15 protein-coding genes and 1 pseudogene are annotated in these 17,155 nt (G+C 49.9%); 14 read left to right on the top strand and 2 right to left on the bottom strand.

What is annotated here, in order from left to right; all coding sequences use genetic code 11:
- Positions 1 to 12: 12 nt before the first annotated feature.
- Positions 13 to 396 (top strand): VOC family protein, encoded by a 384-nt coding sequence (locus IAE38_RS14860; protein WP_201218145.1) that lies wholly within the window; start codon positions 13 to 15, stop codon positions 394 to 396.
- Between the two features lie 93 nt (positions 397 to 489).
- Here the strand turns inward: IAE38_RS14860 and IAE38_RS14855 are convergent, their stop codons facing one another.
- The gene (locus IAE38_RS14855) at positions 490 to 1,545 is read right to left on the bottom strand and encodes an aromatic ring-hydroxylating oxygenase subunit alpha (RefSeq protein WP_201162892.1); all 1,056 of its coding nucleotides are present in this window, start codon (positions 1,543 to 1,545) and stop codon (positions 490 to 492) included.
- 665 nt (positions 1,546 to 2,210) lie between these two features.
- Here IAE38_RS14855 and IAE38_RS14850 point away from each other — a divergent pair.
- On the top strand, positions 2,211 to 2,999 hold the full coding sequence (locus tag IAE38_RS14850; RefSeq protein ID WP_328822848.1) for an outer membrane protein OmpK: 789 nt from the start codon (positions 2,211 to 2,213) through the stop codon (positions 2,997 to 2,999).
- Positions 3,000 to 3,028: 29 nt separating this feature from the next.
- Here IAE38_RS14850 and IAE38_RS14845 read toward each other — a convergent pair whose 3' ends face one another.
- Positions 3,029 to 3,691, bottom strand: coding sequence for a GntR family transcriptional regulator (locus tag IAE38_RS14845; protein ID WP_201162893.1), 663 nt, complete (start codon positions 3,689 to 3,691; stop codon positions 3,029 to 3,031).
- Between the two features lie 397 nt (positions 3,692 to 4,088).
- Here IAE38_RS14845 and IAE38_RS14840 point away from each other — a divergent pair, with 397 nt between their 5' ends.
- From IAE38_RS14840 to IAE38_RS14785, 12 genes and pseudogenes are all read left to right on the top strand, one after another.
- Positions 4,089 to 5,156 (top strand): Rieske 2Fe-2S domain-containing protein, encoded by a 1,068-nt coding sequence (locus IAE38_RS14840; protein WP_201162894.1) that lies wholly within the window; start codon positions 4,089 to 4,091, stop codon positions 5,154 to 5,156.
- A gap of 100 nt (positions 5,157 to 5,256) precedes the next feature.
- Positions 5,257 to 6,600, top strand: a complete 1,344-nt coding sequence (locus IAE38_RS14835) for a nucleobase:cation symporter-2 family protein (protein WP_201162895.1) — start codon at positions 5,257 to 5,259, stop codon at positions 6,598 to 6,600.
- Positions 6,601 to 6,629: 29 nt separating this feature from the next.
- Positions 6,630 to 7,715, top strand: a complete 1,086-nt coding sequence (locus IAE38_RS14830; RefSeq protein ID WP_117182408.1) for a sugar phosphate isomerase/epimerase family protein — start codon at positions 6,630 to 6,632, stop codon at positions 7,713 to 7,715.
- 150 nt (positions 7,716 to 7,865) lie between these two features.
- Positions 7,866 to 8,720, top strand: coding sequence for an aromatic ring-hydroxylating oxygenase subunit alpha (locus IAE38_RS14825; protein ID WP_201162896.1), 855 nt, complete (start codon positions 7,866 to 7,868; stop codon positions 8,718 to 8,720).
- Positions 8,721 to 8,750: 30 nt separating this feature from the next.
- Positions 8,751 to 10,517 (top strand): Rieske 2Fe-2S domain-containing protein, encoded by a 1,767-nt coding sequence (locus IAE38_RS14820; RefSeq protein WP_201162897.1) that lies wholly within the window; start codon positions 8,751 to 8,753, stop codon positions 10,515 to 10,517.
- A gap of 10 nt (positions 10,518 to 10,527) precedes the next feature.
- Positions 10,528 to 11,196, top strand: a complete 669-nt coding sequence (locus IAE38_RS14815) for a glutathione S-transferase family protein (protein WP_201162898.1) — start codon at positions 10,528 to 10,530, stop codon at positions 11,194 to 11,196.
- 70 nt (positions 11,197 to 11,266) lie between these two features.
- Positions 11,267 to 12,115, top strand: a complete 849-nt coding sequence (fghA, locus tag IAE38_RS14810) for an S-formylglutathione hydrolase (RefSeq protein WP_201162899.1) — start codon at positions 11,267 to 11,269, stop codon at positions 12,113 to 12,115.
- A gap of 53 nt (positions 12,116 to 12,168) precedes the next feature.
- Entirely contained in the window at positions 12,169 to 12,885 is a 717-nt protein-coding gene (locus IAE38_RS14805) for a hypothetical protein (protein ID WP_201162900.1), read from the top strand.
- 75 nt (positions 12,886 to 12,960) lie between these two features.
- A complete protein-coding gene (locus tag IAE38_RS14800; protein ID WP_201162901.1) occupies positions 12,961 to 14,082 on the top strand; it encodes a Re/Si-specific NAD(P)(+) transhydrogenase subunit alpha in 1,122 nt (373 codons plus the stop codon).
- 11 nt (positions 14,083 to 14,093) lie between these two features.
- Positions 14,094 to 14,405, top strand: a complete 312-nt coding sequence (locus IAE38_RS14795; RefSeq protein ID WP_117139633.1) for an NAD(P) transhydrogenase subunit alpha — start codon at positions 14,094 to 14,096, stop codon at positions 14,403 to 14,405.
- A gap of 5 nt (positions 14,406 to 14,410) precedes the next feature.
- Positions 14,411 to 15,847 carry an NAD(P)(+) transhydrogenase (Re/Si-specific) subunit beta gene (locus IAE38_RS14790; RefSeq protein ID WP_117139632.1) on the top strand — a complete coding sequence of 479 codons (1,437 nt, stop codon included), beginning with the start codon at positions 14,411 to 14,413 and terminating at the stop codon, positions 15,845 to 15,847.
- Between the two features lie 166 nt (positions 15,848 to 16,013).
- Positions 16,014 to 16,982: pseudogene (locus IAE38_RS14785) on the top strand (GlxA family transcriptional regulator); the annotation flags it as partial.
- Between the last annotated feature and the right edge of the window lie 173 nt (positions 16,983 to 17,155).

The following is a 17,155-nucleotide window of genomic DNA, read 5'->3' as shown; positions in this document are numbered from 1 at the left end:
TACGAGGTAAGTATGAGCGTGTTTACACATGTGACCGTTGGCACTAACTCTCTTGATAAGGCTAGAGCTTTTTACGATGAGGTTCTGAGCGAGATTGGTCTCCAACGTCTGGCTGATCTCGGAGACAATGGGTCGATTTGGGGCGTTGATAATCCTTCGTTTTTTGTGCTTAAACCCGCGAATGGTCAGCCGGCGACTGTTGGCAACGGAGTGACTATAAGCTTCGAAGCTCCAAGTCGAGCGGCAATCGATGCCTTCCATGCTAGAGCTCTAGAGTTAGGTGGCAAGGATGAAGGCAAGCCAGGTGAGCGCGGTTGGGCTGAAAATGCTTATGCCGCTTACGTACGCGACCTAGACGGTAATAAACTGGCTGTGTGCTCATTTAAGAAGCCTTAAAGATTTGGACGTAGCGAGTTTTACGGCCTCTTAGGAGGCCGTCTTTTTTTGCAAAAAATAAGGTGGCGCTATGCGCCACCTTATTTTAGCCAGCTATGTGTAACTACGATCACTTTCGATTACTGGATCTAGAAGAGCGCTTCGGAAGGCTTGAGCCCCTTCCTTGTGAGCTTCCTTCAGCTCGCGAAGCCATTTCCTGTACTGGATAGACACCTTGTCAGCTACTACTGAGACTTCGTCAGCAGGAGCATCCTTGGGCCATTGAGACTCAATCACTGGTTTGTCTTCGGCGAAGACCAGGTCATTAAAGGCAATGTGCAGATAATCAGAATCGTCAGCTTGCTCCCTCGCAAATAACAGGAAGTTCTTGGTCGTAGTATCGTCTATTGGGCACGAAACGTTAAACAGGACATGCAGTGATTTACTTGAGTATTTCGCTACTTCCAGGTTGATAGCGAATGGCATGCTGCAGGTATAGGAAAACGAGCCGATGGGCGCCTGGTTCGGGACGGCCATGTCCTCAGGTGTATCATAAATGAAGCGGAACTGACCGTTGAATCTGTCCATTGGGACGATTGGAGGCTCGGCATTATTTGGGTCAAACAGCGTGCCTGGATGAATAAAAGCGAAGTGTGAGAAGTCAGTGAAATTTTCCCAGCGGCGCTCCGCTGTTGCGTTCCACCAATAAGGTTCTTGGATAACGATTCGCAACCTGGGATCACTTGCAGCACTGAAATAAGGAATTTCAGTGCATGCGTAGCTTGAGTCTAATCTGACCCAAATCAGACCATAGCGCTCTTCACAATCGAATCGCTGCACTTTTGCTCGGTTTGGAATTGGGCTATTGGGACAAGCCGGCACCAGTTTGCAAGCGCCCTCGCTGTCGTACTGCCATCCATGATACGGGCATTGAAGGCGGTCGTTCGCAATTGTACCCAACGAGAGCTTCGCGGATCGATGCGCACACCGATCGTGCATAGCAACATACTCACCACCTAGCTTTGCCACTACCAACTGCTCACTGAGAAGCGTAACGGCCATTGGCCCAAGACTCGAGGGGTGAGCTTTCTCCAGTTCCGTTACGGTACAAACGGGATGCCAAAAGTGGCGGAGATATTCACGGTCATTATTAATGATTGCCTGTTCCATGTATGTAGCCTTTGTGGATGACGTTATTTTGTTAGCAGCTCCCCACGATCGGGTTGCCATGTCTCCTACTTCTACTCACAGAAAGGTTAAACACACTCTATTTATGTGTTGACACCATTCGTATGGCTGGTACGTCAGATCTAAGATCTGGTACACCAGAAAAGGTAGAGCATTTTTTGGAATGCTGTCAACTCCCAGCAGTGCTGGCGGGGAGAATGCTTCTTGATAAGCAGGTCTGAATTAGAGCTTTAACTAAGTAATTTGCCTCGACTAGTAGCAATCTGGAGCTCATTAAAAGGTAGGGCAAGGAAACATTGAGACGTTTACGTTGCACCAATGCGTTACGTTTAGTACGAAGCGTGCACATTTTTCGGGCATTCATAGCCTCTTATTAAAAAGCATTGTGGAATATAAAGTACCAAAGCCATCCTTTTTAATGACTTTTCTGTAGGTGTAATTGATCAAATAGCGCCGTAAGTAACGACGCTAAGTATCAAAATTCAAATTTTATTCGCTAATGCAGGGAATTGTGTTCCCCTGAGTAACAGACTTAAGATGTATACAATTTTAGATGTATAGCTAACGAATCTTGACTAAAGCGTTTGGCGTAATTTTTGCTCTCAGCTGAACCTGACTCGTAGGTCAGGTGATGAGGAGCTCGTCGAGTGAAATCAACAAAAAAATGTTTGGGAATTTTGGCTGCGACCGTGTTGACACCCTCAGCTTACGCTGGAGATATGCTGCTTTGGCATCAAGAGAGCGTCAGCTATCAGTATGGGAAGGATTTCAAGGTAGATCCGAGGCGAATGCAAATCATAACATTCGAGCATACCAGTGGCTGGGCGTGGGGGGACTTCTTCTTCTTCATTGATAATTACTGGTATCCCGGCTCACAAACTGACTATGACGGTCATCACGGAATTTATTCTGAATACTCTCCCCGGTTCTCTCTATCCAAAATGACGGGCAACTCATTTAGTTGGGGTATTGTGAAGGATGTCTTAATTGCGACGACGATTGAATGGGATAATAATCGAAGCAAAGGTCGCGATGATCAAGTTAACTATCTTATAGGGCCAGGCTTCGACTTATCTATCCCTGGGTTTGATTATTTCATGCTGAACTTCTACTACCGGAAGCCGGAAGGCGGGGAGGGGATGGGTGGTTGGCAGGTCACACCCGTTTGGTCGTATACGATACCTGTAGGAAGAAGCGATATTTTAGTCGATGGTTATATCGACTGGGTGATAGGTGATAAGTACGGGCTAAAGCACAACTTTCACTTCAATCCTCAAGTCAAATACGATATCGGGAAGTTGCTGTGGGGGGCGCCGAAGAAGCTCTATGTCGGAGTGGAGTATGACTACTGGTCTAACAAGTATGGGATAGAGAACACGGCGCAGTATAAAACTGACCAGAGCGTCACCAGCGCAATGATCAAGTATCACTTTTAATGTGCTTATGCGGGGGCGTAGCCCCCGCATTAGATCTGAAGTGCAAACTTAAGATTTACGTCAGGCGAGCGCGCGGCGTCGAACTTATACCCTTTGATCACTAGGTTATAATGGGATGCCAGTAGTTCTTTAGCCGCAACAGCATCTTTACGCTCTAAACAGCCAACAAGCTCGGCATGCTCATTACGCAGTTTGCAGTAGTCAAAACCTACACGGTATAGAGCATTGATCAATGCTTCCCGCCGGCGCAGCTGCGCATGAATCTGATCGATTGTGTTATTACCCAGAAAGGAAATCAGCAACGAGTGAAATCCTCGGCCTAGCTTGTCTCCTTCATCAGCAAGCCCGCATTGGTGCGCGGTGTGCTCTTTATGCGTATGGACACGCAGCTCGTCGAGCTGCTGACTTGTAATGCATTGGATGAGCTGATCGATGACACCACTCTCTAGCACAAGCAGCATTTGATAAAGCTCAAAGGCATCATCGAAGGTTGGGCACCAAACGCTGGTCGAGCGCTTAGGCGAAATTTCGACAAGCTTGTCCTGGGATAGGCGGATCAACGCTTGGCGCACAACGGTGCGGCTTACGTTAAAAAGCTCAGCGATCTCACGCTCGTTCAGCTTTGTCCCTGGGGGCAGTCGGCGGTGATAAATGGCGTCTGAAATAGCGGCGACAATTGTCTGGGTCAGCATGATCTACCTTAGCCCTCTCGTTCGTTGGGCGTGCACGGGTTGCGAACATAGCACCAAAATGTAACACGACACCAACTGTGTCACCGTTTGAAACACGCGCCGTACACAAAAATTGAACGCATTGTATACAGATTCGTGAGTTATTCTGACCCTTAGGTCAGAAAAATGCATTATTAAACAATAGGATAACAGAGTAAGCACACCTCCGATGGATCGATCTGGCACGGGATCTGCTCTGTTTTTGGCTCAACCACGTACCTGCAAGCGGATACAAAAAAACTATCCGTCGTAAAAAACCGGCTAAACTGGTATACCAGATAGGCGATCTGGGAAGCCTGACAGGTTTTTTGGCACACAAAAATAACATTGGCAATCGCTAGCCCTGAGGACTCCACACGTGAACCAACAACTCAAGCCTCTCTTGGACGACAAAACCTACCTCCGTCACTTCTGGCATCCCGTATGCACCCTGAACGAGTTCGAGCGTGCTAACCCTAGCGGGCATGGCCCTATGGGCGTTACCTTGCTAGGAGAACGGTTGGTGATCGCCAGGCTGAACTCGAATATTGTTGCTGCGGCTGACCGATGTGCACATAGATCGGCCCAGCTATCTATAGGGCGAGTCTGTAGCCATGCTGGGACAGATTATTTGGAGTGCCCTTATCACGGCTGGCGTTATGATCAAGAGGGCGCTTGTAAGCTCATTCCTGCTTGCCCAGATAAGAGTATTTCTCCTCGTGCCAAAATATCTTCCTACGATTGTGAAGTAAGATACGGCATTGTCTGGGTTCGACTAGACAATAGCTTTGACTGTACTCAGATTCCCTATCTGAGTGACTACGAAAACCCTGATATGCAAGTGATAGTTGCAGATTCGTACATTTGGAATACTGTTGCTGAGCGACGTTGGGAGAACTTTACTGACTTTTCCCATTTTGCGTTTGTTCATCCAGGTACTCTGTACGATCCATTTTTCGCTAGTCATCCTACGGTATATGTAAACCGAGTTGGTGGGGAAATGCAGTTCAATCTCGCGCCACCGCGAGAAATGAAAGGTATACCCCCTGAAGCGCCTATGGGGGATTTCACCTACCGCTGCACCATGCCTTATTCCGTAAACCTCGAAATCAAATTGTGGAAAGATGACTCGCGTTTCATCTTGTGGACTACCGCCAGCCCGGTTGATGCCACAACCTGCCGCAATTTCATGATCATAGTTCGCGAGAAAGACAATCAGCCAGATCACATGCACCTGGCTTTCCAGAAGCGGGTGCTGGATGAGGATCAGCCGGTAATTGAGTCTCAATGGCCTCTGGAGATTCAAACGTCTGAGGTCTCTGTGGCTACTGATAAGGTTTCTATCCAGTTCCGCAAATGGCATAAGGAATTGTCTGTTGCTGCAGTTGAAGGGCGTGAAGCGTTTCGCAGCTCGGTTTTGACAACGGTTATTGAAGAAGAGCAGTAATACAAAGTATTACGTGTCGCGCCGATGGTGCGACACTTTCCTCGTGCATAGGCAGAAGCCAGAACGCGAGACATTATAATTATTAGCTTGGGTGATGCTCATGCAATCTCTTGCCCTGCGGAAAAAAACAAACGTTTATAAGGTCATGTTCATGGGGTGGCAACATGTGCTTGTGATGTATGCAGGTGCTGTCGCTGTACCGCTGATTTTGGGCGCGGCACTTAAGTTGCCTAAAGACCAAGTGGCCTTCTTGATTAATGCTGATCTATTCGCGTGCGGTATTGCAACGCTGATTCAGTGCATCGGGTTCGGGAATGTTGGCATCCGACTACCTGTAATGATGGGTGTTACCTTTACAGCTATCGGGCCCTTGGTTGCAATTGGTACCGATCCCCAGGCAGGTCTGCTGCAAATCTTTGGGGCGACCATAGCTGCCGGTCTATTTGGGTTCCTGGTAGCACCCTTTATTGGAAAATTAATCCGATTTTTTCCACCTGTTGTGACAGGAACGGAGATCTTAGCTGTAGGTTTGTCGCTGATGGTGGTAGCGGCCAGTTGGTCTGCGGGTGGATATGGGAATCCAGATTTCGGAAATCCTTTATATTTGTCGATAGCTGCTGCAGTCTTAGTAGCAATTTTAATCATTGTTAGATTCGCTAGAGGGTTCTTATCCAACATTTCGATTCTGCTTGGTATGATGTTCGGCTTTCTTTTGGCCTTAAGTGCTGGACAGATCGATTTTAGCGACGTAAGTCGGGCTCCATGGTTCGGGATCGTTGTGCCTTTTCACTTCGGTGTCCCGCAGTTTAGCCTGTGGCCTATTGTTGCAATGTGCATCGTTATGTTGGTCACATTTATCGAATCTACCGGCATGTTCCTGGCGCTAGGAGAGGTCGTCGATAAGCCGGTAGGGGAAAAGGAACTCGTTAGGGGCTTCAGAGCAGATGGTGTTGGTACAATGCTGGGGGGTGTATTTAATACATTTCCCTATACCTCATATGCTCAGAACATTGGCTTAATCAGTATAACTGGCGTGAAAAGCAGGTGGGTGTGTGCCCTGGCTGGATTCTTTTTAGTGCTTCTGGCGCTGTTTCCTAAGGTTGCGATGATAATTGCGTCCATTCCGCCGTACGTGCTCGGGGGTGCAGGTTTAGTAATGTTTGGCATGGTAGCTGCGAGCGGTATAAAGGTTCTTTCGCGGGTTAGCTTCGCTGATAATAAAAACCTATATGTTGTAGCAATCAGTGTGGCGATAGGAATGATTCCTGTGGTTTCGCCCCAGTTCTTTGCCAAGCTGCCTAAAGATATGGCTCCAATTCTTGAAAGCCCAGTGCTCCTGACAGCCATCTGCGCTGTTGTTTTGAATGTCTTCTTCAATGGTTTCGGTAGTGCGGAGGAGACAAAGAACTCACTGTTAACTGCTGCGAAAGAAGCTGAAGTCTGATTTCACACCAACCCTAAGAGAGAAGAATAATGAAAAAGATGTTCTTGCTTGGCTGTGCAGGTCGTGGGGTTCAACCTTCGTCCATTCATAAGCCTGTATCTGACAAAGAGCTTCCCATCATGGAGCAGTTCCGGCTCCAGAAGGAGTCGGGGCTCTGGGACTTCGTAGATCGGATTCCAGTGGGTACTTCTGAATTAGACGAGTATATTAAAGCAAGCCAGACTTACTCGCTGCCAGTCTATAGCGGGAGCTGGACGTATACCTTGGGTGCAGATGAACAACGAATCCGCGAGAATATTGATCAGACGATCGCAGTTGGAGCGAAATATCATAATTTGATGGTCTGGGCGAAACACGCCGATGGGCATTATATTACTGATGAAGAGGTTGCGATCTCTTATCTGAATGCGTATGAATACGCTGAAAAAAGAGGAGTAATTATTACTTTTGAGAATCATGTCGATATGTGGTCGGAAGACCCGCGGCGAGTTGCAAAAGTTGCGGATATGGTCGAACGTCATGGAATACCATTCAATATCTGTATGGATTATAGCCATTGCATTTTTAAGGTTGAGAATGAGGTGGAGATCGCCGTTGCCCAGTTACGCGGTGATCAGGAAGGCACCCGTAGACTTGATCCATTTAATGACGACAGCTACGCGGACGAATGGCTTGCTCGTAATACTGTGCATTGGGCCCAAGTGCGGCCAGCAGCGCCCAATGGGCCACGTAACTGGTGGGCAGGTGAAACTGGCCCATGGGATGGCCTAGGCTATGATCGACCAGGTCGCTCAATCCAATACCCGTTCAGCAATCCAAAATCAGGCGAATGGCACACAGATTTTTGGCACGCTCATAAACTTGCTCCAACCAAAGAGTTGATTCGGAAAGTCATAGATAGCTATATTGCCGAGGAAAACTCTAGTCTCCGTTTGATGACTATCGACAATATTAACCTTGCGGCTTACGGCACTGGCTGGAAGTACGATATGTATGCTGACAGCTGCTTGGTCGCTCAGTTTGTTCGAGAGCTCTATGCGGAGCGCATGGCTATCCACCTTGCCAAAAACGAACAGGGTAACGATTTCGTAAACCAATATCGGAATCAGGTTTGATCACCCCCTTGTATTTTGCCAAGGGCCAAGTCATCACTGTTTAGTCTACTTGCTCGGGAATTGTAGAGATCCTGGATCTCGTTTCCAGTCAATTCTCGAGCTATAACCTGGTATACCAGATGAGCAATGTGAAAAACCAAAGGTGCCAAAATGTCTTCCGATGAAGTAATCTTTAATGATTGGCATCCAGTCGCTGCTTTGGATGATGTGGCTCTGGAAAAGCGCTACCGTTGCCGATTGCTCGGGCGAACTGTCAGCTACGTAAAAAGCGTTGAGGGTGTGAACGCCTTATGGGAGCAAAGTGCAGAATCCGTGTCCCGCATCCACGCCAGGGAAATTTATGGAGTTCTCTGGTTGTCATTTGCCGAGCAGCCCACGGAAATGTTTGACATTCCGGAATTCAACGAGGCGGATCGCCGTATTGTCAGTGCGGGTTCTGTACGTGTCAATGTGTCCGGTCTGCGTGCCATCGAGAATTTTCTGGATATGGCGCACTTCCCATTTGTGCATACCGATATTCTGGGAGCTGAGCCGTTGACCGAGGTTGAACCTTACAAGGTTCACCACGATGAAGAGAGAGATGAGATATTCGCGACAGAATGTCGATTTCCTCAGCCCAAGGGTTCTGCTACAGCGGTAGAGCCTATTGATATGCAGTACATTTACAGAGTTACTCGGCCATATTCAGCAATTCTTTATAAAACTTGTCCCCCACAGCCGGATCGTTGGGATGCTTTGGGGCTCTTTATCCAGCCTGTCGATGAAGATTGGTGCATAGCTCACACCATCATGTGTTACGTCGATGAGGTTAACTCGGATCAGCAGCTTCGACATTTCCAACAAACGATCTTTGGCCAAGACCTGATGATCCTGATTAACCAGGTACCCAAGCGTCTCCCTTTGGCTGCTAGTCGGGAAAGTCCAGTTCGCGCTGACGTTTTAGCGACCGCTTATCGTCGATGGATGCGTGAGAAAGGCGTGCAGTACGGAACCCTGCGGGACTGAATAACAAGAATCAATAAAGAGGTAAGCGCCGTGAATAAAATTGACTTGAACCAGTGGTTCCCCATCGCTACTCCTGAAGATCTACCCATGCGTCACGTGTATCATGCGACGCTCATGGGACAAGAGATGGCGGTTTGGCGAGACGACAACGGAAATATCAACGTTTGGGAAAACCGTTGTCCTCACCGGGGCCTTCGACTGACTTTGGGAGCAAATACTGGCACCGAAGTCCGCTGCCAGTATCACGGTTGGACTTATGAAACTGGCACAGGTGGGTGTACATTTGTTCCAGCTCATCGAGATGCCACTGAGCCAAGCAAAGCTCGTGTGAATACATTTCCTGCGCGCGAGAAGCATGGGCTGGTTTGGACGTCATTAGGCCAGCCTGAGGGAGAGCCAATCTCCATCCTCGATGATGCGCAATTGGTCAATGCTGTAAAAACTAATCTTCACACTACCGTTATTGGCACCGACAGTGATTATCTGATCAGTGTCTTGCGAGCTAACTTGTCAGCATTCGTTGATGTTTTTGGTGTGACTGATGTCGATGATTTGCATCTCAAAACCATGCATCACGACCGAGCGATAATCGTCACGAAGGTTGGCGCGCTTGCAATCCACCTCTATCTGCAACGGGCAACCGTCACCAAGACTCTCGTTCATGCTCAAGCATTAACACCAGGTCGTTCAGGTTATGAGCTCCAGAAGAGTTTCGCATTCGCTATGAGCGCGATCCGTCGACTATCAGAGGCGGCGACTTCGGATTTGATTCACATCAATGATATTAGTGATCAGACTGTCGACAACGTTGAGTTAGTGACAGAAAATCTTACTAAAGCACCACCTGCCGAATATATTTGCGAAGTTGTAACCCGATCGCAGGAAACGAGTGACATCTGCTCGTATTGGCTCAAGCCTATTGGGCATCCGTTACCCACGTTCACTGCTGGTATGCACATCAGCATCACCACGCCTGAAGGATGTATCCGGCAGTACTCATTGGTGAATGCACCTTGGGAGCAAGAATCTTTCATCATTGGCATTAAAAAAGAACTACAGTCGCGTGGTGGTTCGAAGTCGATGCATGAACAGGTAAAGGTCGGTACCCAGTTGAAAGTAACGCTGCCTCGTAATGGCTTCCCTTTCGTAGAGACGGGTAAGCGTCCTATCCTTGTGGCGGGCGGCATTGGTATTACTCCAATCCTCTGTATGGCTCAAGCGCTCGATGAGCAAGGTACGCCATTTGAGATCCATTATTTCGCCCGAGGTGAAGAGTACGTACCTTTCCTGGAACGACTGAACGCATTGGGCGAGAATTTGAACCTGCACTTTGGTCTTGGGCCTGAGGAGACCAAAGAAAAACTTGCTGATATCATGTGGGAGCATGAGCCTCAAAGCATTGATATCTACACTTGTGGCCCGCAACCTATGATAGAAACTGTGTCGTCGGTGGCAATTGCCCATGGCGTAAGTGAAGAATCAATTAGATTCGAGTTCTTCAGTAAGAAGAATGACGCTCCTGTTTCAGACGAAGAGTACGAAGTTGAATTGAGTAAGTCTGGTCAAAGTTTCATTGTGCCTGCTGGCTCGACGCTGCTACAGGCGTGCTTGGAAAATAACGTGCAGATTGAGGCTTCTTGCGAGCAGGGTGTCTGCGGCACCTGCATAACTGCGGTTCTTTCTGGCGATCTCGAACACCACGATACCTATCTTTCCAAAAAAGAAAGGGAAAGTGGCAAGTGGATAATGCCGTGTGTTTCGCGCTGCAAATCCAAGAAAATTGTTCTCGACCTGTGAGGCCTCAATCGTGATCACACTCTATGACTATGAGCTTTCCGGAAACTGCTACAAGGTGAGACTTTTTTTGTCGATCCTCAAGCTGGAGTACAAGATTGAACCGGTGGAATTTTATCCTTCCCGTGAGCATAAGTCGGAGAAATTTCTCAAAATTAATCCACTTGGCCAACTTCCCGCGCTTACTGACGGTGATTTAGTCCTGCGTGATGCCCAAGCTATCTTGGTTTATTTAGCTACTCAATATGACAAGACTGGATACTGGTACCCGATCGCGCGCCCTGATCTCATGGCCGAAGTGCAAATGTGGATCGCCTTTGCTGACAGTCTAACCAGCACTATTTCAGCAGCTCGACTTCATGATCTTTTTTTCTTCGAGTTCGATGTTCAGTCCTGTCGCGATCGCGCTCATCAACTGCTCAAAATTTTAGATGAACATCTCTGGTTCCGCGATCTGAAGGGGCTACAGTACATCTGCAGTTCGTTGCATCCGACGATTGCCGATATCGCATGCTTCCCTTATATCGTATTGGCTGATGAGGGGGGGGTATCACTTGAGGACTACCCGGCGATCCGTCGCTGGGTAGATCGTGTCAAGCGTCTTCCAGGGTTCACTGTTATGTCAGGTGTCTTCCCCACCTCGTCAGCATCCGAAAGCTCAGAGAAGCCAGTCAGCGCTTAGCCTAAAGGGTGTTTGAGAATTCTACTCAGACACCCGACTTTACTCTGTAACTACTAATAGGACTACGATGATGAGCATTACCAAGATTTCGTCACAAAGAAGTTTTGATGGTTCGTATAACCGGTTCAAGCATCAATCCCAAGTGCTTGGTTGCGAAATGACCTTCGGTATTTACCTGCCCCCCAATATGGAATCGAGGCCAAGCGTTCCGGTGCTTTATTGGCTTTCCGGCCTGACGTGCACTGACGAGAATTTCATGCAAAAAGCTGGCGCACATCGACTGGCGGCTGAGTTGGGCATGGCTATTGTTGCACCGGATACCAGTCCTCGGGGAGAGCATGTACCCGATGATGTAGATAAGTCTTGGGATTTTGGGCATGGTGCCGGTTTTTACATCAATGCTACTGAAGAGCCTTGGGCAAAAAACTATCAGATGCATGACTATATTGTAGAGGAGCTACCTGCGCTTATCGAAGCCAATTTCCTTGTGTCAGATAAGCGGGGCATCAGCGGACATTCCATGGGCGGTCACGGCGCTCTGATTTGCGCGCTGCGAAATCCTGGTCGTTATCTTTCGGTTTCCGCATTTTCGCCCATAACCAATCCTGTTAAAACGCCCTGGGGGCATAAGGCTTTCAGTCAGATGTTGGGTGACAATATCCAGAAGTGGCGGGAGTGGGATACCTGCGAATTGATGTCAAATGCTCAAGAACGGTTGCCTTTGTTGATAGATCAGGGAGCTGAGGACGAGTTTTTGCATAGCCAGCTCAAACCCGGGTCGTTATCTTCTATAGCGTCGCGTTCTGGCCATGTGGCTAATATTCGTATCCATCATGGCTATGATCATAGTTATTATTTCGTCGCGTCGTTTATTGAGGATCATCTGCGCCATCACGCCAGCGCGTTGGTCGAAGGCTAAACATTAAAGTTCATAATTAATCTCTATATGGAACCTTGCAGCACGGAGGGGTCATGAATAGTGTTGAGTATCAAATATTTTCGGGGGAAGCCTTTAGGAATCTCAGGAGTTCCTCTTTATTGCAGGGTAAGAAATTGCTGGGTAGTGGAAGCTTCAGTCTCGTTTTTGAGGGTAGTGAAGCAGACACCGTATTCCATCTTTCCATAGACAATGCAGGACATGATTTTTCGGTTAAAGCGAAGCAGCACTCAGTAGATGGAGTGGCCAGAATACATAGGGATTTCGGTGCTGTTGCGCTGTATCAAGATGACGCTTTGTATCCTGACTACCTTTGGCTGGCTGAGTTGGAACTATTGCATCCGCTTTCGAGTTCCCCTGCAGCCTTTCGTGAAGTTCAAGATCTACTGCGTATTCTCACTGGCGTTACAGAAGGGGTGATTTACTCTACCTTTAGCGAGAAATGTAAGTTGCTAGCGAGACTCAACCATGTTCCGATTTATCCTCGGACGATGCGATGCACCCAGGCGTTGAGAAAGCTTTTATTTAAGTATGTAACGACAACTTCTTGTGATATTGATATTCGGATATCTAATTTTATGATCCGACCATACACTGGAGAGGTGGTTTTAAATGGCCCCGTAAATTGGCTGTGTGATATCTCACCGGAGCGCCAAGCTCGGTTAGCCCATTCGGAAATTATCCTTGACGGCACTCTTGCTCCGCAGGAATCAGCTCAGATCCTTCCATTTCAGCGTGTCGGGCAAGCCTAAGCCTGAACTTCAAATATAAGAGTGCGCTATGATGTGAGATTGATACGTAGCGCCATCGAGTGTGAGGATATTGCCTTGCGAATTGGTATCCCGAAAGAAACCCTGGCGGGCGAAACGCGCGTTTCTGCAACTGTTGATACGATAAAAAAATATTTGCTCCAGGGGCATCAGGTAATTGTTGAGTCAGGAGCTGGGCTATGTGCTGCAATTCCAGATTCAGCGTACAAGGAATGCGGGGCATCGATAGGCACTATGAGCGATGCATACGGCTGTGAAGTCATACTAAAAGTACATCCGCCAACGGATGAGGAGCAGAGTTTTATAAGTGAGGGAAGCTTACTTGTGGGTATGCTCAATCCTTTCGATGACCTCATGATAGGAAAAATGGCAGTACGCGGCATCACCGCCTTCGCCCTGGAAGCCGCGCCGCGCACCTCGCGGGCGCAGAGCCTTGACGTATTGTCGTCGCAGGCCAACATCGCCGGCTACAAGGCTGTGTTGCTGGCCGCCCATCACTACCCACGCTTCATTCCCATGCTGATGACCGCCGCCGGTACCGTTAAGGCCGCGCGCGTGTTGATCCTGGGTGCAGGCGTTGCCGGCCTGCAGGCGATTGCCACGGCCAAGCGCCTGGGCGCGGTGATCGAGGCGTCCGATGTACGCCCGGCGGTGAAGGAGCAGATCGAGTCGCTCGGCGCCAAGTTCATCGATGTGCCGTACGAGACCGATGAAGAGCGTGAATGCGCCCAAGGCGTAGGCGGCTATGCTCGGCCAATGCCGGCCAGCTGGATGCAGCGCCAGGCCCAAGCCATACATGAGCGGGCCAAACAGGCCGATATCGTCATTACCACCGCTCTGATCCCCGGGCGCAAGGCGCCGACCCTGCTCAGCGCAGAAACCGTGGCACAGATGAAGCCCGGCTCGGTGGTTATCGACCTCGCCGCAGCCCAGGGCGGCAACTGCCCGCTGACGGTCGCCGACCAGGTGGTGCAGGCAAACGGCGTGACCATCGTCGGCCCGACCAACCTGCCGGCCCAGCTGGGCGCCGATGCCTCGGCGCTGTATGCACGCAACCTGTTGGACTTCATGAAGCTGCTGTTCGACAAGGACGGCGCACTGGTCATCAACCTCGAAGACGACATCGTCGCGGCCTGCCTGATGTGCCGCGACGGACAGGTCGTCCGCAAGAACGGCTAAGGAGCACGACAATGGAAGACATGCTGATTTCGCACGGCATCTACAACCTGATCATCTTCGTGCTGGCCATCTATGTGGGTTACCACGTGGTGTGGAATGTCACCCCGGCACTGCACACGCCGCTGATGGCGGTCACCAACGCCATTTCGGCGATCGTCATCGTCGGCGCCATGCTGGCTGCGGCCCTGACCGTGACCACTGCGGGCAAGCTGATGGGCACCCTGGCGGTGGCCCTGGCAGCGGTCAACGTGTTCGGCGGCTTCCTAGTCACACGCCGCATGCTTGAGATGTTCAAAAAGAAAACCAAGAGCGAGGCGCAATAATTAGCATGAGCATGAATCTGGTAACGCTCCTCTACCTCGTCGCCTCGATGTGTTTCATCCAGGCACTCAAAGGCCTGTCGCACCCGACCACTTCGCGGCGCGGCAACCTGTTCGGCATGATCGGCATGGGGCTGGCGATCCTCACAACGATCGGCCTCATCTATAAGCTTGGTACCGAGCTAGCTACCGACGGCATCGGCTACGTGATCGTCGGCCTGCTGGTCGGCGGTACCGCCGGTTCGATGATGGCCAAGCACGTCGAGATGACCAAGATGCCGGAACTGGTCGCCTTCATGCACAGCATGATCGGCCTGGCCGCGGTGTTCATTGCCATCGCCGCCGTACTGGAGCCGCAGTCGATGGGCATCGTCACCGCTATCAGCGATCCGATCCCCACTGGTAATCGCCTTGAGCTGTTCCTTGGCGCGGCGATCGGTGCCATCACCTTCTCCGGTTCCGTGATCGCCTTCGGCAAACTGTCGGGCAAGTACAAGTTCCGCCTGTTCCAAGGCGCACCGGTACAGTTCGCCGGCCAGCACAAGCTGAACCTGATCTTGGGCCTGACCACCATTGCCCTGGGCCTGCTGTTCACCTTCACCGGCCACTACAGCGCTTTCGCCCTAATGCTGGCCTTGGCCTTCGTCATGGGCGTGCTGATCATCATCCCAATTGGCGGCGCTGACATGCCGGTGGTGGTGTCGATGCTTAACAGCTACTCGGGCTGGGCCGCAGCCGGTATCGGCTTCTCGCTGAACAACTCGATGCTGATCATCGCCGGCTCGCTGGTGGGTTCGTCGGGTGCGATCCTCTCGTACATCATGTGCAAGGCCATGAACCGGTCGTTCTTCAACGTCATCCTCGGCGGTTTCGGCGGCGATACCGGTGCCGGCGCGGCGCAAGGCTCGCAAGAGAAGCGCCCGGTGAAGTCCGGATCGGCAGATGACGCGACCTTCCTGCTGAGCAACGCAGACAGCGTGATCATAGTCCCGGGCTACGGCCTGGCAGTAGCTCGCGCCCAGCATGCGCTGAAGGAGTTGACCGAGAAGCTGACTCACAACGGTGTGACCGTTAAGTACGCGATCCACCCGGTGGCGGGGCGTATGCCCGGGCACATGAACGTGCTGCTGGCCGAGGCCGAAGTACCGTACGACCAGGTGTTCGAGATGGAAGACATCAACGCCGAATTCGGCCAGGCCGACGTGGTGCTGGTGCTGGGCGCCAACGACGTGGTCAACCCGGCGGCGAAGAACGATCCGAAATCGCCGATCGCCGGCATGCCGATCCTCGAGGCGTTCAAGGCCAAGACCATCATCGTCAACAAACGCTCGATGGCCAGCGGTTATGCCGGTCTGGACAACGAGTTGTTCCACCTGGACAAGACCATGATGGTGTTCGGTGATGCGAAGAAAGTTATCGAAGACATGGTGAAAGCGGTAGCTTGACTGAAATTGACTATCAAGGGCGCTGGCTAGCGCCCATGATTAGTTTTGTTGCGCAGTCATATTTTGCCAGTGATGCGGATTGGTTTTAGAGCGCTTAGTGCTCTAGCAGAGATAATAAATAGAACAGTGTCTAAGCTGGTAACACTTGACGTAGTGAGGTACTAGTATGTCATCCACTGGCTATCGAGAATTTACGCATTCCGAACCTATGCAGTCCGTCGGTTTTCTCTTGCTTGATAATTTTACTCTGATATCTCTTGCGTCTGCTGTTGAGCCTCTGCGTATGGCGAATCAACTATCTGGTAGGGAATTGTATCGTTGGAGTACCCTTAGTGCCGATGGTGGACAAGTATGGGCCAGTGATGGACTTCAAATTACTCCAGACACTGGCGTTAGCAATGCACCGATGATGGATACGGTGATAGTATGCGGGGGAGTTGGGATACAGCGTACTGTTACGAGAGATCATATCATGTGGCTCCGTTCGCAAACTCGCAGATCCCAGCGTATCGGTGCGGTATGCACGGGTAGCTGGGCTCTAGCGTGTGCAGGGTTGCTGGATGGTTTTGATTGCAGCGTGCATTGGGAATGCTTAGCTGGTATGCAAGAAGCTTTTCCTCATGTTAATTTGAGTACCAAACTTTTTACCCTGGATCGAAATAGAATAACCTGCTCTGGTGGTACTGCACCTCTAGATATGATGTTGCACTTAATAACCCGAGATCATGGTCGTGAGCTTTCCGCTGCGATTTCCGAGATGTTCGTCTATGAGCGGATTCGGAATGAACATGATCATCAACGTGTTCCATTGAAGCATATACTTGGTGCTAATCAGCCTAAGCTGCAAGAAATAGTTGCGTTGATGGAGTCTAATACAGAGGAGCTAATTGATTTAGATGAGTTAGCTGAATATGTATCAGTGTCTCGCCGTCAGCTGGAGCGGATTTTTCAGAAATACTTGGGTTGCTCTCCATCTCGTTACTATCTAAGACTACGATTGATTCGTGCTCGTCAATTGTTGAGGCAAACAAATATATCAATAGTTGAGGTTGCTTCGGTTGTCGGTTTTGTCTCTACACCACACTTTACAAAGTGTTATCGTGAGTGCTTCGGTTATCCTCCACGAAACGAGCGCGTCATCTCTGATAATAAGCGTGTGGGGAAGGTGATAGTGGGTGTGTCTTCCCGGAGAGACGTATATTTGAAGTTAGGTGAAGGTGGCGGTGAGTCAACGCTTGGTAGTGTAAAGTAATAAGCTGAGATATTCGTTGCGTTGATAGGTGTGCTTGCTTCAATATATGCAGGAAA

The organism is Pseudomonas sp. S32 (genome assembly GCF_016648095.1).
Lineage (GTDB): Bacteria > Pseudomonadota > Gammaproteobacteria > Pseudomonadales > Pseudomonadaceae > Aquipseudomonas > Aquipseudomonas parafulva.
This window is presented reverse-complemented; position numbering and strand designations above follow the sequence as displayed.